General features: G+C 52.8%; 12 protein-coding genes. 4 read left to right on the plus strand and 8 right to left on the minus strand.

Translation table 11 applies throughout. From position 1 onward, the window contains the following. Positions 1-4 precede the first annotated feature (4 nt). Genes M2361_RS08070 through M2361_RS08085 form a run of 4 tightly spaced genes read left to right on the plus strand, consistent with a single transcriptional unit; the run spans position 5 to position 5,696 of the window. Positions 5-1,339, plus strand: coding sequence for an aminotransferase class I/II-fold pyridoxal phosphate-dependent enzyme (locus M2361_RS08070; protein WP_404976353.1), 1,335 nt, complete (start codon positions 5-7; stop codon positions 1,337-1,339). 12 nt (positions 1,340-1,351) lie between these two features. After that, positions 1,352-3,418: a capsular polysaccharide biosynthesis protein gene (locus M2361_RS08075; RefSeq protein ID WP_259247671.1), complete on the plus strand. Its 2,067-nt coding sequence runs from the start codon at positions 1,352-1,354 to the stop codon at positions 3,416-3,418. Further along, positions 3,367-4,710 (plus strand): capsule biosynthesis protein, encoded by a 1,344-nt coding sequence (locus M2361_RS08080; RefSeq protein ID WP_259247672.1) that lies wholly within the window; start codon positions 3,367-3,369, stop codon positions 4,708-4,710. The genes M2361_RS08075 and M2361_RS08080 overlap by 52 nt, the downstream gene beginning before the upstream one ends. Further along, entirely contained in the window at positions 4,710-5,696 is a 987-nt protein-coding gene (locus M2361_RS08085; protein ID WP_259247673.1) for a glycosyltransferase, read from the plus strand. Before M2361_RS08080 ends, M2361_RS08085 begins: the two co-directional genes overlap by 1 nt. Before the next feature lie 52 nt (positions 5,697-5,748). On the opposite strand, the gene M2361_RS08090 is transcribed toward M2361_RS08085, so the two are convergent. From M2361_RS08090 to M2361_RS08125, 8 genes are all read right to left on the minus strand, one after another. Continuing rightward, positions 5,749-6,468, minus strand: a complete 720-nt coding sequence (locus tag M2361_RS08090) for a DUF6270 domain-containing protein (RefSeq protein WP_259247674.1) — start codon at positions 6,466-6,468, stop codon at positions 5,749-5,751. A gap of 396 nt (positions 6,469-6,864) precedes the next feature. After that, positions 6,865-9,090 carry a glycosyltransferase gene (locus M2361_RS08095; protein ID WP_259247675.1) on the minus strand — a complete coding sequence of 742 codons (2,226 nt, stop codon included), beginning with the start codon at positions 9,088-9,090 and terminating at the stop codon, positions 6,865-6,867. Next, positions 9,087-11,336, minus strand: coding sequence for a glycosyltransferase (locus M2361_RS08100; RefSeq protein WP_259247677.1), 2,250 nt, complete (start codon positions 11,334-11,336; stop codon positions 9,087-9,089). Before M2361_RS08100 ends, M2361_RS08095 begins: the two co-directional genes overlap by 4 nt. A 53-nt stretch (positions 11,337-11,389) precedes the next feature. Continuing rightward, on the minus strand, positions 11,390-12,652 hold the full coding sequence (wecC, locus tag M2361_RS08105; RefSeq protein WP_259247679.1) for a UDP-N-acetyl-D-mannosamine dehydrogenase: 1,263 nt from the start codon (positions 12,650-12,652) through the stop codon (positions 11,390-11,392). A gap of 44 nt (positions 12,653-12,696) precedes the next feature. Further along, entirely contained in the window at positions 12,697-13,824 is a 1,128-nt protein-coding gene (wecB, locus tag M2361_RS08110; protein WP_259247689.1) for a non-hydrolyzing UDP-N-acetylglucosamine 2-epimerase, read from the minus strand. After that, positions 13,821-15,536 carry a bifunctional 2-polyprenyl-6-hydroxyphenol methylase/3-demethylubiquinol 3-O-methyltransferase UbiG gene (locus tag M2361_RS08115; RefSeq protein WP_259247690.1) on the minus strand — a complete coding sequence of 572 codons (1,716 nt, stop codon included), beginning with the start codon at positions 15,534-15,536 and terminating at the stop codon, positions 13,821-13,823. Before M2361_RS08115 ends, wecB begins: the two co-directional genes overlap by 4 nt. A 17-nt stretch (positions 15,537-15,553) precedes the next feature. Continuing rightward, positions 15,554-16,717, minus strand: coding sequence for a hypothetical protein (locus tag M2361_RS08120; RefSeq protein ID WP_259247692.1), 1,164 nt, complete (start codon positions 16,715-16,717; stop codon positions 15,554-15,556). Between the two features lie 59 nt (positions 16,718-16,776). Continuing rightward, the gene (locus M2361_RS08125) at positions 16,777-18,558 is read right to left on the minus strand and encodes a hypothetical protein (protein ID WP_259247693.1); all 1,782 of its coding nucleotides are present in this window, start codon (positions 18,556-18,558) and stop codon (positions 16,777-16,779) included. Between the last annotated feature and the right edge of the window lie 126 nt (positions 18,559-18,684).

An 18,684-nucleotide genomic window follows, 5' to 3' on the forward strand; every position in this document is an offset into this window, starting at 1 on the left:
CACCGTGAAGAAGCTGCCGGGCCTTGCCGCCGGCATCAAGGACAAAATCATCCAGCAAGCGCTGGAGCGCAAACTGCGCCAGGCCTCCGCACCCGCGGGCCAGGCGCCCGCGCGCCCCGCCGAGAAGAAGGCCGAGATTCCGGAAGAACACTACCGCTTCCACCTGCACCCCGGCTACCAGCAACTGCGCATCATCAACGACGGCGCGCAACGGTTGGGCGTAAAGAACCCCTTCTTCAAACTGCACGAAGGCAAAGCCGGCGCCGACACCCAGATCAACGGCCGCGAGTACGTCAACTACGCCAGCTACAACTACCTGAACATGTCCGGCGACCCGGTCGTGGCCGCCGCCGCCAAAGCCGCCATCGACCGATACGGCACCTCGGTTTCCGCCAGCCGCCTGGTATCGGGCGAACGCCCCATCCACCGCGAACTGGAAATGGAAATTGCCGCGCTGTACGGCGTGGACGACGCCATTTCATTCGTCAGCGGCCACGCCACCAACGTATCCACCATTGGCTACCTGTTCGGCCCGCGCGACCTGGTGCTGCACGACGAACTGATCCACAACAGCGTCCTGCAAGGCATCCAGCTGTCAGGCGCCCGCCGCCTGCCCTTCCCCCACAACGACTGGGAATCGCTGGACACCATCCTGAACGAACAACGCCACCAGTTTGAACGCGTGTTGATCGTGCTGGAAGGCATCTACAGCATGGACGGCGATTTCCCGGATCTGCCTCGCTTCATTGAAATCAAGCAACGTCATCGCGCGTTCTTGATGGTCGATGAGGCGCATTCGCTGGGTGTGATGGGCGCGCGCGGGTATGGCATCCGCGAGCACTTCGGCGTGGATGGGAAAGACGTGGATATCTGGATGGGCACGCTGAGCAAGACGCTGGCGGGCTGCGGGGGGTATATCGCGGGAGAAACGGCGCTGGTGGAGCATTTGAAGTTCCTGGCGCCGGGGTTTCTGTATAGCGTAGGGATGCCGCCTAGTGTGGCGGCGGCGTCGCTGGCAGCGTTGAGGCGGATGAAGGAAGTGCCGGAAAGAGTGACTGCGCTGCAGGCGCGGGGGAAGTTCTTTCTGGAGCAGGCCAAGGCCGCGGGGATTGATACCGGGACGAGCACCGGGCTGGCGGTAGTGCCGGCGATTATGGGGAGCTCGTTGAAGGCGACCCGGATGTCAGCGGCGTTGTTTAAGCAAGGGATTAATGTGCAGCCGATTCTTTATCCGGCTGTGCCGGAGAAGTCGGCCAGGTTGAGGTTTTTTATTTCTTGTATGCATACGGAGGAAGGAATTCAGAGAACGCTCGAAGTATTGGCCAGCGCGCTGCGCTGAGCCCGCGCAAACATGTCTTTCGCCACCTTCTCACGCAAACTCTCTTTCCTGCCCTATCTGGAAGAGTTTCTCGGCCATCGCGTTAATCATCTGCATCTTGGCCAACTTCTCCGACTCCGCCAAACATCGGCTGTGTATGGCTGGGGATACCGGCCGTCGACGACGCTTCCCCGGGGCCTGTCGAGACGCCTGGGCATACCCTTCATCAACCTTGAGGATGGCTTCCTTCGTTCTTACGCGCCAGGAAGAGCTTTTCCCACAGTCTCGTTGGTCGTCGACCATCAAGGTATCTACTACGCCGGTGATCGGCCGTCCGACCTGGAATCGTTGCTTTCATCGGACGTCGACGTCCTGAAGGGCGCGGGAAGCGATTACGCGCTGGCTCGGGAGCGAATACTGGCCGAGGGCCTGAGTAAGTACAACCACGCCCCTGCCATTACCGCCCTGCCCGAACGCGGGCAGGGTCCACGGGTGCTTATCGTGGACCAGACGGTTGGCGACGCAAGCGTGACCTATGGCCTAGCTAACGCCTCGACCTTCATTGAAATGGTCGCAGCGGCTCGTCGGGACAACCCCCATTCCACGCTTTACATCAAGACCCACCCTGAGGTCAGCAGCGGCACCAAGCGCGGGTATCTTTCTGATTTTCCTGTCGATGACAGCATAGTCATGCTGCGCGACAAGGTTTCCCCGTCTAGCCTGCTGCAACATGTCGACAAGGTGTACACCGTCACTTCCCATCTGGGTTTTGAGGCACTACTTCGCGGACTGCCGGTCCATTGCTTCGGTTTGCCGTGGTACTCCGGCTGGGGCAACACCCATGACGCCATCGCCTGCGCCAGGCGAACAAGGCAGCGCAGCATCGACGAGCTGTTCGCGGCGGCGTATCTGCACTATTCCCGCTACCTCGACCCAGAAACTGGCAAGGCCGGGACAATCTTTAACGCGATAGACTGGCTTTGTCGCCAGCGCGATGCACGCTATAACCCACCGGGCCGCACTATTGCGATCGGCTACCGCCGCTGGAAGGCTGACAATGTGCGCCCCTTCCTCCGATCCGCAGGCGGGCAGCCACATTTCGTGCGGGACGCCGCCGCCGCAATCGAACTCAAGCCTACGCCGCAAGACCGCTTGGTCGTGTGGGGAACCGACGTGCCCGCCTCCGTTGAGTCGCTGGCAAGCAGCACCGGCGCGAAACTGATGCGAATGGAAGACGGCTTTATTCGTTCCGTGGGATTGGGATCTGATTTCATCCCCCCTTGCGCCTTGGTGCTCGATCACCAGGGCCTGTATTTCGACCCGCGGCAACCTAGCGATCTGGAACATCTGCTCAACACCTGGACCTTCACAGAAGAAGACCTTACACGAGCGGCAAAAGTCCGAGACTTGATCGTGTCGAACGGACTGACAAAATACAATGTCGAGCCGAACATCGCTCCGCATTGGAAGAGCCCTGGTCGGCACACGATTCTGGTGCCTGGCCAAGTGGAAGACGATGCATCCGTGCGCTACGGCTGCCTGGATGTCCGCAGCAACATGCAATTGCTTCGCGCTACCCGCGCGCACGCCCCTTCTGCCTTCATCGTGTACAAGCCTCATCCCGATGTCATGGCCAATAATCGCATTGGCCATCTGCATCGCAAGGAAGCGCTGGAATTCGCTGACGCGATAGAGAGCCATGCGTCGATTGTCAGTTGCATCGACGCGGCGGATGAAGTTCACACCATGACTTCGCTTAGCGGGTTTGATGCACTGCTACGCGGTAAGTCCGTGACCACCTATGGAAGGCCGTTCTATGCAGGATGGGGTTTGACCACTGACCAAAACCCGCCTTTGCGACGAAATCGGCGCCTCTCCCTGGACGAGCTGACGGCTGGAGCGCTACTCCACTACCCCGTCTATTTCGACGCATCGCTCAACGGATTTACGACTTGCGAGGCCACTCTGCGCGAACTTATCCTTGCCCGCAGCCTACTTCTGTCCAAAGGCATGTTGTCGCCAATTCGGCAAACACAGTGGCAACGCCAATGGAAGAAGGTTTCGCTTTGGGCCAAGGCTGGCTTCGTGGTATCGCGATGACATCAACGCAGCGTTTCCTCTTCCTGCAAGGCGTCTGCTCCCCGTTCTTTCGACGACTGGGGCATGCTCTTAGGGGGGCGGGCCACTATGTCCGTAAAGTGAACTACACCGTAGGCGACCGTATCTATTGGCGAGCCGGAAATACAGTTTCCTATCGCGGTCCAATGAGTCAGCTATCGGATTTTTATCGCCAGGAATTCGACAATCACAGCATCAGTGACATCGTTTTGTTCGGCGACTGCCGGCCGGTTCATCGGCCAGCCATCGAATTAGCGCAGCAGCGCGGTATTCGCGTGCACGTGTACGAAGAGGGGTACTTTCGCCCTTACTGGGTCACACTCGAACGGGACGGAGTCAATGCGAACTCGCGCTTGCCGCGTGACCCCGACTGGTACCGGACCGAGGCCCGTCACCTTCCCCACTTCGAGAACGGCCGATCATTCAAGACGCCTTTTTGGAAGCGCGCCGTGTATGACGTCGGCTACAACTTTTGGGCGGGTCTGAACCCCCTTCTACATCGCGGGGTGAAGAGCCACGTACCTTATTCGCCATTAACGGAATACCTCGGGTATCTCCGTCGCGGCATGAAAGTCAAAGTCCTGGAAAGGCGATCCCGCCGCATTGAATCGAAATTGATCGCGGAAGCCGCCCAGCATCCGTACTTTCTTCTTCCCCTGCAATTGGATTCGGACGCACAGATCGTGCATCACTCGCCATTCAAGAGCATGACTGATGCGATGTACCAAGTTCTGGATTCGTTCGCCAAGGCAACACCTAGCCGGTATCGGTTGGCCGTGAAGATCCATCCTCTGGATCCAGGAATCGTCGACTACGAAACACTACTGAAACAGCGCACCCGCGAATTAGGCATTGCGGATCGAGTCTTCTTCCTGGAAAGCGGAAATCTGCCTGCGCTACTGACTCACACAACCGGCGTTGTCACCGTCAACAGCACCGTTGGCAGCTCCGCGCTAATCCACGGCAGACCCACCATCGCGTTGGGCTGGGCCATATATGCTTTAGCGGGCTTGACATTTCAGGGTGAACTGGACGAGTTCTGGACCGATCACACGTTGCCGGACACAAAGCTGTTTCATAATTTCCGGGATTCCGTGATCTTTCACACCCAGTTGAACGGGGGATTCTATTCCGCCCAATCCATCGAAATGGCGGTAGAAAACAGTCTGAAGCGCCTTATCGTCGATGCCGAGCCTGCTACGATTAACGATCTGCCTCCTGGCGAGATCACGATTTCGATGCAGGCCTCTGCGGCCGGCTCAAGAACTACCTAATGAAAATTGCTTACATTGCTGATGAATTAACCGCCTCGTGTCTCCAAGAGCGCTGGCATGCGATCGCCGTGACACCATTGAACTATCGGTGGGTCCTACGCTTTCAAAAACCAGATTTCTTATTTGTAGAATCGGCTTGGCAAGGCAACGACAAACGCTGGAAGTACAGGATAGCTGACTATCCTGATTATCCTAAGCGGAACAACGCACTTCTGCGTACGGTCGTGGAGTATGCCCAAGACCGAGGAATACCCACGGTTTTCTGGAATAAAGAAGACGGCGCTCATTATGACCGATTCATCGCAACCGCCAAACTATTCCAATACATATTCACGGTCGACCAAAATTGCGTACCCCGCTATATCGAAGCGACGAGTGGATTGGCCACGGTGAACACGCTTCCTTTTTCGGTCGAAAGCAACTTCCATCATTTCACTGGATTCAATTTCAAGAACCGGAGTGCAAACTTCGTCGGAAGCTATAGCAAGCACATCCACGAACGCCGCCGGGGCTGGCAAGAAATGATGTTCCAGGCATGTGCAGACACGGGCATGCCACTTCATGTCTACGACCGCAATTCGGCGAGAAAATCCGAAAATTACCGCTACCCAGCGTTGCCAGGCCTGACTGTCAAGCCTGCAGTCCCCTACCGCCACACAGGACAAATATACCGGGACCACGTCGTCTCGCTGAACGTCAATACCGTCGAAGACTCCCCTACCATGTACTCCCGTAGGCTGGTCGAAATAATCGCCTGCGGAGGCATCGCCGTAACCAATCCTACGCCATCGGTTGAAAGATACTTCTCCGATTATTGCCACATTGTAGAGAACGAGTACGAATGTCGCGACGTGATTAAGCGCCTGCTTACATACGGCCCGTCTAAACAAGATCTCGCACGTGCCGAAGCAGGGGCGGAGTACATCAGCAAAGAACATTCGTGGACAAAACGGATGGACTACATTCGAAGCACGCTCAAGCTGTAACTGCCGCTATTCATCTCTTCATAATCAATGAAGGCAGTCACCTACCAAAACTTCAGCTGCGTAACCCAACCTCCATCTCCATAATACGGCCGAGCGCAAAATCCTGCGAGGCTCGGCTGAAATGAAACGGCGCCTTTCCCCACTGGTGATCATCGGGGCAAGTGAGTAAATTGCCATATTCGAGAAACTGCGAAGTCGGCAGACTTTTTCTCAGGATGTCGTACATCTTGCTCAGCGTTTCATTACACCGTCCCACCCAGTTCGCACTGAACCCTTCGCCACTTTCCGTGGCAGGTTGATAGAAGACGGTATTGACCAACACCCTGCTCAACAGGCCCCGATCTTTGAGCAGCTGTAGCAACCGCACCCAGCCATTCTCCCAGAACATCATGAACTCGGGAGAACCCGATGGAACAATCGTGGCCCCTGGATGTTCGCTCCCACCTGCAGCAATAAGCTCCGAAGAAAGTGTGCAACGGCTCTGGTCCGGCATCACGAGCAAATTGAAGCGCTCATCTACTAGATCGACGAGGATTACATCCGCATCGATCGTCGCGAGCACAGACGTGAGCCGCTTCTCGATATCCATTGCAACTAGGCGTGCTTGAAACGCGGAAGTTAGATTTTTGCTGTAGACGTCATCAAACGGTTGCGACGAAAAGATGGATCCGATCGACGTTCGCGCAGCATAGAGCACTATATCGATCGTTTCTTTCGATTTCTCACTGAATATATCCCTAGAGACGCAACTCCCCAAGATGCATACTCGCATTTTCTTCCTTTCTGGCTCGGCGAGTTCGCACAAAGCCTCAATGGCAACGACGTGAATAAAAAGAAATAATCCACAGGTATTTCGAAATCGCTTCCCTAAACGAGGAAAGCCTCTTGACCCTGCGGAGTCATATAAAGAGGTTCAGATATAAGAAACCGCCGACTCTCGGTGCCTAGACCTCATTGCAATCCAGAATAGTCCGTTCGATTGACGAGTCCTGCCCGAAGGAAGAAGGAAAGCAAGCCTTCCTGCATTTCTCCTTACCAGAACTTGAAGCCGCAATAGAAGGAAAAACAATCAGATTTCTGGGCGGGGAATTCCATTGACAAAAAATGCAACCCCGCTCTTACAAAGAGGCTAAAGGCCGCTCGCCGAGCGCCTCTGCCACCGCATTATCTAACAAAGCGATTTTCTAAGAATCCTCGTAAGAATATCTGCGCAAGGCTTAACGATACTCTCCCAGTTTTTTGACTTGGCAATACTCAACCTGTCTTGCACATGTGCGTCGGCATTATTTATAGCGGCTCGAATAGCCTTAACCCACTCGCTCGCCCCGCGTGACTTATATAGACCTGGAATTTCATCCTTAATGGCATCCATAGGTGTCATTACCACCGGTCGTCCCGTCGCGAGGTACTCCCACAGCTTGAGTGGATTGACGGCATGCATTGCCTCATTCACCACAAATGGAATAACAAGCACATCATATCGATTGCATGCAGCAGCACCTGCGGACCGGCTTACTCTGCCTGAAAAATGCGTATTAGGTAGCGCATGCAGACGGTCGACGAACTCCTCCATTTTTTCCAATCTATGGCGCTCTACCTGCCCATGGAAGAAAAAATCCACCTCGGGTAGTTCTTCTACGACTTCGCACATTGTCTCCCAATCGAAGAAATCGGAGAGATTTCCAAGATAACCGACTGAGTGGCGAAGCCCTTCAGTATTGGGTTGACTGTCGACCCGATAGGACTCGAAAATTTCAAACGCAACGCCATTACTGCAGATACTAGACGAACGGCAATGGCGTTGCTTCCGAGATGCCAACGGTTGGGAAGTGAAAAAGACATGTTCCGCCTCATGGAGAACCAGCGGCTCCAGGTCCTGCATCTTCCCTATCGACGTTCCGTCGCTGAAGTTCATCGTATATTCGTCATAGACCTCATAGACGAATCGCTCCCCTGCCGCGATGTGAGTCCGCTGGTCAGGCTTGTAGATCCAATGAAGAATCTCTTTGTCTTGCCCAAAAATGCCATGCACAGCAGCCTTGACCGCATCACCAAAACTCGCTGCATTCGCCAACGCAGAATGCAGCACAACATCCTTGGGCGCATTGTGCCCAAATATCAAATGCATTTTGTATATGTTTCCATACACTTGGGCAGGACGTAATTGCGTATAGCTATCGAGCGTTTCCTTATCGCAAATGCCGCGATCGATAATGGTCTTGTAATGCGTGCCAGGCTCGATTACAAGAATATCCAAATAACTCTCCACATTTTTCGCCAGCCCCTCCAACATCTCCCGCCGGTGAAAAATGCTCCAGCTATCTATTGAATAAACAACCAAAACACCTTTCTTACGCGATTCCGAAACCTGTATGGCATCGCTTGACTTCTGCCCGCAGATGCTCAAAACATCAAGCCATTTTTCGGTAACGACCGCAGCATCGTAGTTCTCTTGCACAAATTGGCTGGCCTGACTATTGAGCCTCGGGCGTGCATTCGACCGATTCAGGCGTGCGATCTGGCTTGCAGCGTTCTGAGCGCTATCCACCAACTCTGCAAACGGATAGACGGAATCCGCGCCCGGCCACTTCCATACGATAGGAGTCACATTCGAACTGATGCCTTCGGCAACCGCCATGTGAAAACTCTCAGCGTCCGAAGGTGACAAGATATAGCCGATTTTCTGAAGCCACCTGTGAACGTCATTGCCAGCTGGGTCAAATATCACCTTATAGCGTAGCGAACCAGAATTAATCCGCTCGAATATATTCTCATAGTATTCGCGTTCTTTGGTTCGTGCCCATAGCCATTTATAGCTTTGAGGCGATGGACCTTTCACATGCAGGGTATATCTATCGTCTTCGGCCAGCAATAATTCCAGCGTATCAAGAGCCAAGTCGAAGCGTTTGCTTGCAGGGGAAACGCCGATCATTCCAAGATTAAATTCCGACCCACCAAACTTTTGCAGCTGGAATTTCTTGACGTCAACAAAATTCCCGATTACGCAGGTCTTTTCGCTCGGTATGGAGAATTTTTTTACACATTCTAAGCGAACATGCTCGCCGACAAAAACCATGACGTCGACGTTCTTATAGTCAATCTGCGCCGGAAAATCCGTCCTGCGCTCTTGGGCATGGAGCCTAACAACCAACCGTTGATTCGGCCGCTTGTATTGAGCTGCGAACACGGCATTACCCAATGCCCACTCGGCGATGATGATATCCGCCCATTCGATTCCCAAACGGGTCTTCGCCGGATCGTGTTGGTGATGGCCCGCCCACTCGTCGATACGGAATTCATAGCGCCCACTCTTCTCCAATTGGGCTTGGAGAGGGTGCCAGAATTTCAAATCATGACCGGTTACAAGGACTTTCTTCGCGCTGCTGTTGTTCATACGTCAATGAGCTTAGAAATCTGCGCCGCGTTTCCGATCAACGCGGCGGCGGAATGATCCATGAAGTTTGCGGTGTCCGAAGCGAACACCTTATCAACGGCGACGAGCCTGAGGCTAGCCTGGATAAAGTCCTCTAAAGTCTGCAATGACCCGTTTACGCGGTCTGCAACCGAACGTTCGATCAAGAGACTTCCTTTCGCTAACGACTTGGAATAACTATAGCAATCTGTTGAGTTTATTGGTTTACCGACTACGTTCCCGCTGGAATATTCGAAAGCGTTTAGCATGTCTTGAAAGTAATGTGCTCCATAGTGCGCTTTTCCATCAAGTACAGCGAGGTGCGAGGCGTTCCACTCCAGCATGCTGTCGGCTATATTTTTCCTCAAATTACCGGAATTACGAACCACCTTTACCGCGCCATCTTGGGCTAGCAATCCGGGAGAGTTCGTAACCACAACCAACCGAGTTTGAGTTCTGAGCAGCTTCTGTGCTTGCAGTACTGACCTCAAAGCGACCAGCTCGGCTGAGGTGTCTGCTTCCGCTATGCACAAAACACGTCTTTCAGGAAGCAGTTCATGACGTAAGCCGACCGTGTCGAGCACCTGCTGAAAGCGATGCGCGAATGTATGCTCGGCAAAAATCGCGCGGATTCCACGCAGGCTGCGCCGCCGCCATTCCGCATCGTCATTCAAGAGATGTCCAATCGCCTCCTTGGCCTCGTGCTCGTTCTGTACAAGCCACACAAGCTCGTTGCCGAACATCCGGTCAATACCGACGGATGGGGTACTAACGATCGGCGTCCCGCACGCCAACAATTCGAATACGCGCCGGGAGAACATGGTGTTGGAATCGATTACCGAGTTAACGTTTAGGAATACTCGATAACTCCTATACGCCAGGTTCATTTCTGCATAAGGAAGCTTCCCGCGCACGAATGGCGAGTATCTTTCCGGGAAGCAAAAGTCCTTAGCCACAGCACCGGCATTTCTATCGAAAATATCGAAATCGAAGTTAGTCGCTGCATTCAACAGCATCAGTTGGTCGTCACGACGCTCTTTAAACCGGTTTGCATAGTAGCTACCGGCAAAGCAGACTTTCGAATTTCTATCACTCGAACCGATAGGATTGTGCAAGCTAGCTTCCGCAGCGAATGGCAGCGCATTTATCTTGGCATTGGTTCGCTTCTTGTAGAGCGGAATCGCCTCTTCCGCCGTTGTGAAAATATAGTCAAATCCGCTAGCTGAGTCGATGAAATTGTCAAAATGAACGGGATCTTCCTTGTTCCAAAAAACGGAGGGAACGCCCCTCTTCTTAGATTCAGCAAGCAGCGCGGCCAATTCCGTACCAGGCGGGTGCGCATATTTAGACACCCTATATTGCCATGTCGACTTATTTCCCCGCCAAGCCGACTCGACAAAGATCAATTCCGGCTTGTCCCGTTCCAGCAACGGAATAGCATTGTCCGGCCTGGGTTCGATCAAAGTCGCCTGCGGCGCAAAGCACTCCCGGCTGAACTCGTCAAATATCGACATAACTCGCACCCGGCCATCATCAAGTGGCAGCGGCCAGCCCAGCATCGAAACGTCATGAGTATCGACCTTGCCAAGAGCAGCCTGTGCAGTCGACGGGCCATCCGTTGTTGCTCGGAGCTGAGTGCCGCATAAGACTTTCGCGCCCTCGGGTATATGGAATCCGACAAAGCCCATTACTGCTTCCACGGCGTTGCTAGGTGGCGAAAGACTGAACAGCCTGGTCTCGACACCTTTGCTATCCATAAGATAGCAATAATCGTCATACTTTTCGGATTTGCTCATACCAGGAAATGGCCCTGGAATCTTCCTACCTTCAGCATCCAGATATTCTACGAAGGCCAAGGCCTTTGGATGCTTGGCATTGTCTACATTGGAATAACTGATTTTTCCATGGAATCCTACACGCTTATTCGGCGGTAGTTTTACACGGAAGTATAAAGGCCTGGAATTATTTAGTTCGATATTATCAGTATCAACGTCAAGCAATCTTATGCTTGAAATTCGAGCATCGCACCCGGGCCTATCGGCACCGCCCGAAGGTGCAGCCGAAAACAATTCGGGCAACCGTTTCAGGCATAATTTAACGTTCACCTTGAAGTAATCAGGGTTCAGGTCAGCCGAGAGTTTTCTAAACAGATCCAAGGCAGTTGAAAAATTGCCTCGCATATATTCATCATATGCTTGACGAGTTATTGACATATTATCGAAATCCACCCATTTTCATTATTACATATCGACCATCATGATACTTATGATGGCACATCACCTCATGCCAGCAACCCCACGGCATCAATGATGTTAGGGCAAAGCTTGATATCGTCAACCGAAACTAGAAAAGCCGAATGCTTTACAAGAACGCAGACAACATCTGCTTGCTCCAACGCCGAACCCAAGGAGGAGAGCTTCGTTGTTCTGGAACTTAGTTTCGCAGGCAGTTCTTCGATATTTGGTTCTACAGAAAGCACTTTGCATCCGAGCTGACCGAGTTGTAAGCAGATCTCGACAGCCGGGCTTTCCCTCAAATCGTCAATATCAGGTTTGAAAGCCAAGCCGAGGCATGCAACCGTTACATCGCCGATCGTACGATTCGGATTTTTCGCCAGCACATCGGCTACGGCTGCCTTGGTCTTGAGCAACACCCATTCTGGCTTGTGATCATTCACTTGACGCGCCATATGGATAAGGCGTGCTTCGTCGGGCGCCGAGTCGACGATGAACCAAGGGTCTACCGCAATGCAATGCCCGCCTACCCCCGCACCGGGTTGAAGAATATTCACGCGGGGATGCCGATTAGCCAATGCAATCAATTCCCAGACGTTTATGTTCAACTTTCCGCAGATCATTGAAAGTTCGTTTGCGAATGCAATATTGACGTCGCGGAAGCTGTTCTCTGTCAGCTTGCACATTTCCGCGGTGCGCGCGTCCGTGATGATGCATTCGCCTTGTACAAATGTCTTATAGAGAGCGCAAGCCATTTCGCTGGCCTTGCGCGTCATACCACCGATCACACGATCGTTAACGACCAGTTCGTGTACTACCTTTCCAGGGAGCACACGTTCAGGACAATGAGCGATCTGAATATCTGCGCCTTCGCCCTCTTGCTGGGGGAACGTCAGGTCGGGGCGCTGGGCCGCCAGCCAAGTCGCCATCTGCTCGGTAGCCCCGACGGGCGAAGTCGACTCCAGGATCACTAGGTTGCCCTTTTTCAAGACCGGGGCGATCGACTTAGCGGCTGCCTCGATATAACTGAGATCTGGCTTGAAACCGTCGACGAACGGAGTTGGAACCGCTATGAGAAATGCGTCCGCAGGCTCCGGCTCCAGCGTGGCGCGCAAGTACCCCTCGTGCACAGTGGCTTGCACCAAAATATCCAACTCTGGTTCGACAATGTGGATATTGCCGCTGTTTATAGTGTTTACCGCGTGCTCGGACACATCGACGCCGATGACTCTCTTCTTGCGTGAGGCAAACAGCGTAGCCGTGGGCAAGCCGATATAGCCGAGCCCGATCATGGAAATCGTATTGAACATGTTGGGATATTTTCTAATTTATATAAAAACGCCGGATATCGTTACTATGCGTTGGCGGCACGTGCAGTTACCGCCTCCAGAATCCGCACAGATGCTTTGCCATCACCGTATGGATTGAGCGCGCGAGCCATGGCTTGGTAAGCACTTTCATCGTCTAGCAAGGTCAGTACGCCGGTAATGATCTTGTCGATATCTGTGCTGACCAACTTCACCGTGCCCGCCTCAACCGCTTCAGGTCGTTCTGTTGTGTCTCTCATCACCAACACTGGCTTGCCCAACGAAGGAGCCTCTTCCTGCACGCCACCTGAATCAGTGACGATCAGGTAGGCGCGAGACATCAAATACACAAAAGGCAAATAATCCTGAGGCTCGATAAGGAACACATTCTTGACGTCACCCAAAATACGGTGGACAGGTTCTTGCACTGACGGATTCAGGTGGACAGGATAAACAATCTGTATATCTTCGCGCGCGCTAAGCGTTCGAAGCGCAGAGCAAATGCGTTCAAACCCCTCACCGAAATTTTCACGACGATGACCAGTGACGAGTACAAGACGCTTGCCCGGATCCAGGAACTGGAAGCGTTCCGACAAGCCCCCGGCCAGGTCTTTGTCATCTCTTAGCTTTTCTACCACCAGTTGCAGAGCATCGATAACCGTGTTGCCAGTGACGTGAATCACATTGTCGTCGACTCCTTCGCGCAGTAGGCTCTGCCGCGCACGTTCGGTAGGTGCAAAGTGCAGTGACGCCATGCGGCCGACAAGGCTACGGTTCATTTCCTCTGGCCACGGGGCATAAATATCACCGGTACGCAGTCCGGCCTCAACGTGGCCGACGGGCACCTTCTCGTAGAAGGCAGCCAAGCTCGCCGCCATGGTGGTCGTGGTATCTCCATGGACCAGCAACAGGTCGTACTTCTTCCGTTTCAGAACGTCTCGCATGCCGAGCAAAATGTTGCTTGTGATATCCGTCAGATCCTGACCTGCCTTCATCACGTTCAGATCATGGTCGGGACGAATGCCGAACAATTCCAGTACTTGATCGAGCATCTGCCGGTGTTGCGCAGTTACGCACACTTCGGCCTGAACACCCGGTGCCGCGGCTAATACTCTTACAAGTGGGGCCATTTTTATGGCCTCGGGCCGAGTACCAAAAACGGTGAGAATATTCATGCTTTCTTCCTTAATAACAGGCACGTTAATTGGTGCTTCTTATCCTGCGATACTTTGACCGGCGGTATTATCTGTTGGCCCACGGTCCAACAGTCTCCAGTCCAGTAGTCCCAATAGTCTTGCTCCAGAATTTCTAGTCCAAATCTCGATAACCAACGATTAATATCCGCACGACAATAGGCTTGGGTCACATATTTCGCGGTCTGCCCGTAAGCAGACCCTGGCAATTTATAGACATTGTCCACGTATCGGTTTTCGTTGTAAGGAAATGTCATGACAAGAAGCCCGTTCCGCGCCATAAGGCCGCTCATTGACTCGACAGCTTTATCACACTCTTCTATGTGCTCGAGCACACTGATACAAGTGACAAGATCAAATTGATCTGAAGTTTTGGCTTGAGTAATATCGTCATTCACAACGTGATAGTGCCGATTAACAATATCCTCAGCCCAATAGTCCTTAATATTGTCTATAGCGGTAACCAGTGGCCCGCTATTTCTCATCAAATGAGGCAATGCTGTTGTACCCGTACCGACATCCAAAATTCTCTTCGGATAATATTTGGCAATAACAGCGAACAGAAACGCGAACTCCACCGCCCTTTCGTTGAAGCGCGAAAAAACCTGGCTCTTGTACTCTTGTTCGCACACCTCTCGCACCCAAGACGCCCCGATATTCGCAATCGGAAGCGTACTCCTTATCACCTTGAACTTGGTATGGTGAAGATTTAATTCCCCCGTGCCCATTAACCTTATCCCTACCGCAAAACTATCCGCACCAGCATTTGAAGTAAACCTAAGGAAGAACGAGCCAAAATTTGGAATCATATGGCGGGAGGCGATCCGCTTGCCATTTTTGTATTCAAAAATCCATATTATTGGGTTATGCCCACCAGAGTTGGATATAAACCCATCGATCACATACTCCCGATTCCCCTCCAATGGAAACTGAGCCTCCATTGGATGATCTAAGCTCCCTGCCGCCGAGGTGGTGAAATAAATAGGAATAGCAGCTTCCGTCTTATACCTCAGCACAGCCCCAGCGCGTTCAAACTCCCCTCTAGAGTCAGAATTGAAGCAACCTGAGAACTTCTCAGAATCAATTTCGACATCGCATGAAAATACTGCCGGAAAAGTCTTAACCACTCCCGCCGCTTCAACCGGAGTGACGCTCACCGCTTCAGAGTTAGACCGTTCGCGAAATCTGGCTTTTAGTCTGCTCGCTTCTACCTGCAGTCGCACCGGCAACAGAAGTCCCGTATCTCCCAGCCCGGCGACATCCAAAGCGGCTTCAAGATATACAGCCGCCTTCTTAGAATCTCCAAGAAGCATGGCCGCTCGCGCCAAGGTGCTTTGCAAGCTCGCAACCGCGATGCGTGCGACTTGCTGCATTGTGCAACCCCAAACGCGGGCTTCAAGAAAAAGAGACTTTGCAGATTCGAAATTTGCGAGTTGCTGATGCGCGGCTCCGACGAGAAGGGCCAAAATGGCGCGCGTCCGCAGAGGTCTCAAGTCTTCCAAGCTCACTTGAACTAGTTTTTCCCACTCGCCAAACTGCCACTGTGTCAGACACCTAGAAAATATTGCGTCGCCCGCCAGTAACTCCTCCTGCGCTTGAGCGGTGTCATTGGACGTTAAGGACGCACGTTCGATCACCGCAGGGCCTTTCGCTCCGGCGTGAAATGGTGAACGATTCTGACGATTCTTTCGCATAGCGCGGCGAACCTTCCTCAAGACTCGCGACCGCTGAGCAGCAGATCCTTGATGAAATTCATCTGTGCTTCGGCCATTAAAAGTTCCTGTCGCAGCAATTGAGTTTTTTGATCGGAATCGATTATTTCATTTTCGAACCGTTTGATAATTTCTTTGGCTTCTCGAGAATTCTGCTTTGCCTCGTCTGCACTTTTTTGTGCTGACAAAGCCTCCGCCGACAATGACGAAACTTGCTTTTCAAGTGAAAGCTGAACTTGTTGCTGCTGCATCGCCTGACCGGACAGCCTGCCTATCTCAGCCTCCAACTGAATTTTCTCGTTAGTCAGGCCGTCGATTCGAGCCTCATATTCGACGAGCTTCTGGCTTTCCGCCTCTCGAACCACTCCTGGCCCAGACTGCACTTCGAGGTTGGAAGTCAACTCTGCATTGTTCTGACGCAGGACGCCAAGTTCGGATGTCTGCTTGCCAATGAGTTCGTTCGCGACACTCAACTCGGCCTGCACTCCCTGTATGGTGCTCTCCAACTCACGAGCTAGACGCCGCCAATCTCGAACAAAGAAGGCCCTCACGATGCCAGGTGTAGGCTCTTCACATTGGACTCGCTCTATGAAGCCTGCCCTGCTCAGCAGCTGCCTGCACGTCTCTAAGCGCATTCCGTCCACGAACGGCCCAGTCTCGTCACTCGCATTCAACGCCCTTACCTCAATGACGTCGAAATCCCGAAGTTCACCCTCCGAGCCCTTGAGTATGTCCGCAGCTGGAAAGCAATCGATCGTCATCCAATTAAACCGCCCTTGGCACCGATCTTGTTGCTCTTGGATAATGTCCACGAGAGATTGGGATTCGAGCAATTCGCTGTCGCGCGATTCCAAGTTACGCCATAGGAAACGCAGTTGCTCAGCGGGAACGAGAGAACTCTCCTTGGCGTTCGATGCGTGATAGAAGACGCTCTCTCCCGAATCGGGGGCCACGAGCACCCTTCGACAAATCCATTCCGAATTTCCATAGAGCTTCTTCTCCAGATGGGCAAAAGGCTCCTGCGAAGCCTCAATGGCCAGCAAATGTGTGACATCGCTGGCAAGGCACCTTTCAAGATCTGTTCCCACTCCTGCACCGACGTAAATCCAGCCAACTATTGGATGCGTCATCTGCAGCTGGTCGCGAACTTGTGAGAGTTCCATCCTATTTCCCACTATCACCCCTAAAACTGATGCGATGTCCCAGCCCAAAACAAAGGCGCTTAAATTTCGAGCATGTTTTTATTTTTTTTTGTGGCACGCGAGGCCTGGAATTCCCGAACACTTCGCCGCATAGCCGCCGGCAGACGAAACCAGCCAATTGGAGATCCAATGTTCTGTAACAATGCCTTGCCTAGGCGATACGACAAGTGCTGTTTGACCTTTTCCGCTTCTTGCGCATCACGATACTGAGAGATTGGCGGTAACTTAACATTAGCGGAAGCTCTGCGCGCTCTTTTAAAATTCCGGGTCGTTTGAATCAAGGCCGCCGGCATACAAACCCAACCGGACAATGATTTGGAAGAATCTAAAATCGTCGCACCCAACCTATAGGTCAGTTGCTGTTTAATTCGGTCAGCAGCGCCGTACAAAGGCGGATTTCTAAGAATTTCTCTCTTCCTGAGTTCCCGATTATCGCGATAAAGCAATTCGAGCTCTTCGTGCACTATCCTCAGCTGCGCGAATAACTGCTCATATTCTGACCTGAGTTCGGCTTTGTCTTTATCTACCGCCTTCAAGCGTTCGTCGAACGCCCGCGCATTGGCGGCGGCCTCCACTTGGGCATTCACCAATTGAATATTTATGCGCTCGGACGCCAATTTCTCCGTGGCTGCCGCGGCAGATCGCCGCTCTAGATCTTCTTGCACGGTCAGCAGTTGACTCAGCAGTTCGTTTCGCTCTGCCAAAGCGTCACGATTCGCAGCCTCTGCTAGGCCATGGGCCACATGAAGCTCGTCCTTTATCGCGGCATTGACCAAGCTTAGGGAATTGATTTGTTCATTGAGGCCACGATTTACGTCTTCAAGCAACTCCAGCTTTTGTATAGATGCTGCTTTTTCAGCCGCAGTATTGGCCATGTACTCGGAGAGGGCCTGTTCCTTGTCCGCTAACGATTGCTCCAGTGACCGAAAGTCCAACCAAGCGGACAGAATCGGAAGCGAAGTTTGCTCCGAACGCCGCTCCGGCAACGTGGCAACGGATTGCAGGTCCTCATAAAGCTGACCGGCCTCTGGGAACTGCGCCACTAACTGTTCAGCCAAGAAATGCTTCAATGCGCCCTTTGACGTTAACGATTCGCTAGGGTTCTGCTCGTGATTTAAGTCGACGTATCGCGCGAGCCCCCCTATAGCAGAATCGGACCTGTCCCAATGGGCCAAATTTCGCGAGAAGTCACTGGCCTGATTCTCCAGGAGATACGCGGGCGGCTCGGCCAATGGAGCATCCAAGCGCGTGCGCAGGTGTTGAAGGTACGTCTTAACGGACGACGTTGCTTCTTCCACATGTACGAGCACGCTGCGCTCGGGATTGCGGTTGAAGAAATGCAGCATCTCCGAGTTGAAGGCGCGCCAACCCCGTAGGAGTTGATCCAGTACCTTAGGATCGCCAATATGCGCGTCGTTTTCGGCCGGAATCAAAGCCGCCGCAGGCTTCGAATATATAAAGACAAACTTGAGAGCCGGATCCAGGCGTTTCCAGTAGTCAAGCAAATGTATGGCATTCGAATCCGACCAACCCCAAAAATGTTGATCGATGTTGCCTAGCATCAAGTCTAAAACTAGACTCTGCCAAATCGGGCCGGGCTCCAATTGGTTCAACGTGCCGGGCCCTAGCGTCAAAGCATCACTCGGAACGCCATGTGCCTTCAACAGGGTCGCACCCAACTCAGCGGGAGTAAAACCCTCTTTCCTAGATGGCAACGCACCGGCCATGCCGCACTCACGCAGCAGCTTTTCTATATCTAGGAGGGGAGTAGATGGATGGCCAACGATAATAATTTTATTCATGATGCTTGAAAATCCGTATTGGCCGTCTCTAGATTATTATTGCTAGTCCTGGACGAATAACTTTCATTCACCGCCCGCCAAGTAAACAGGAAACGCCGCGAACTGTTCCGCATTCTGCAAACCCGG

The organism is Achromobacter sp. JUb104 (assembly GCF_024806975.1).
Lineage (GTDB): Bacteria > Pseudomonadota > Gammaproteobacteria > Burkholderiales > Burkholderiaceae_B > Achromobacter > Achromobacter spanius.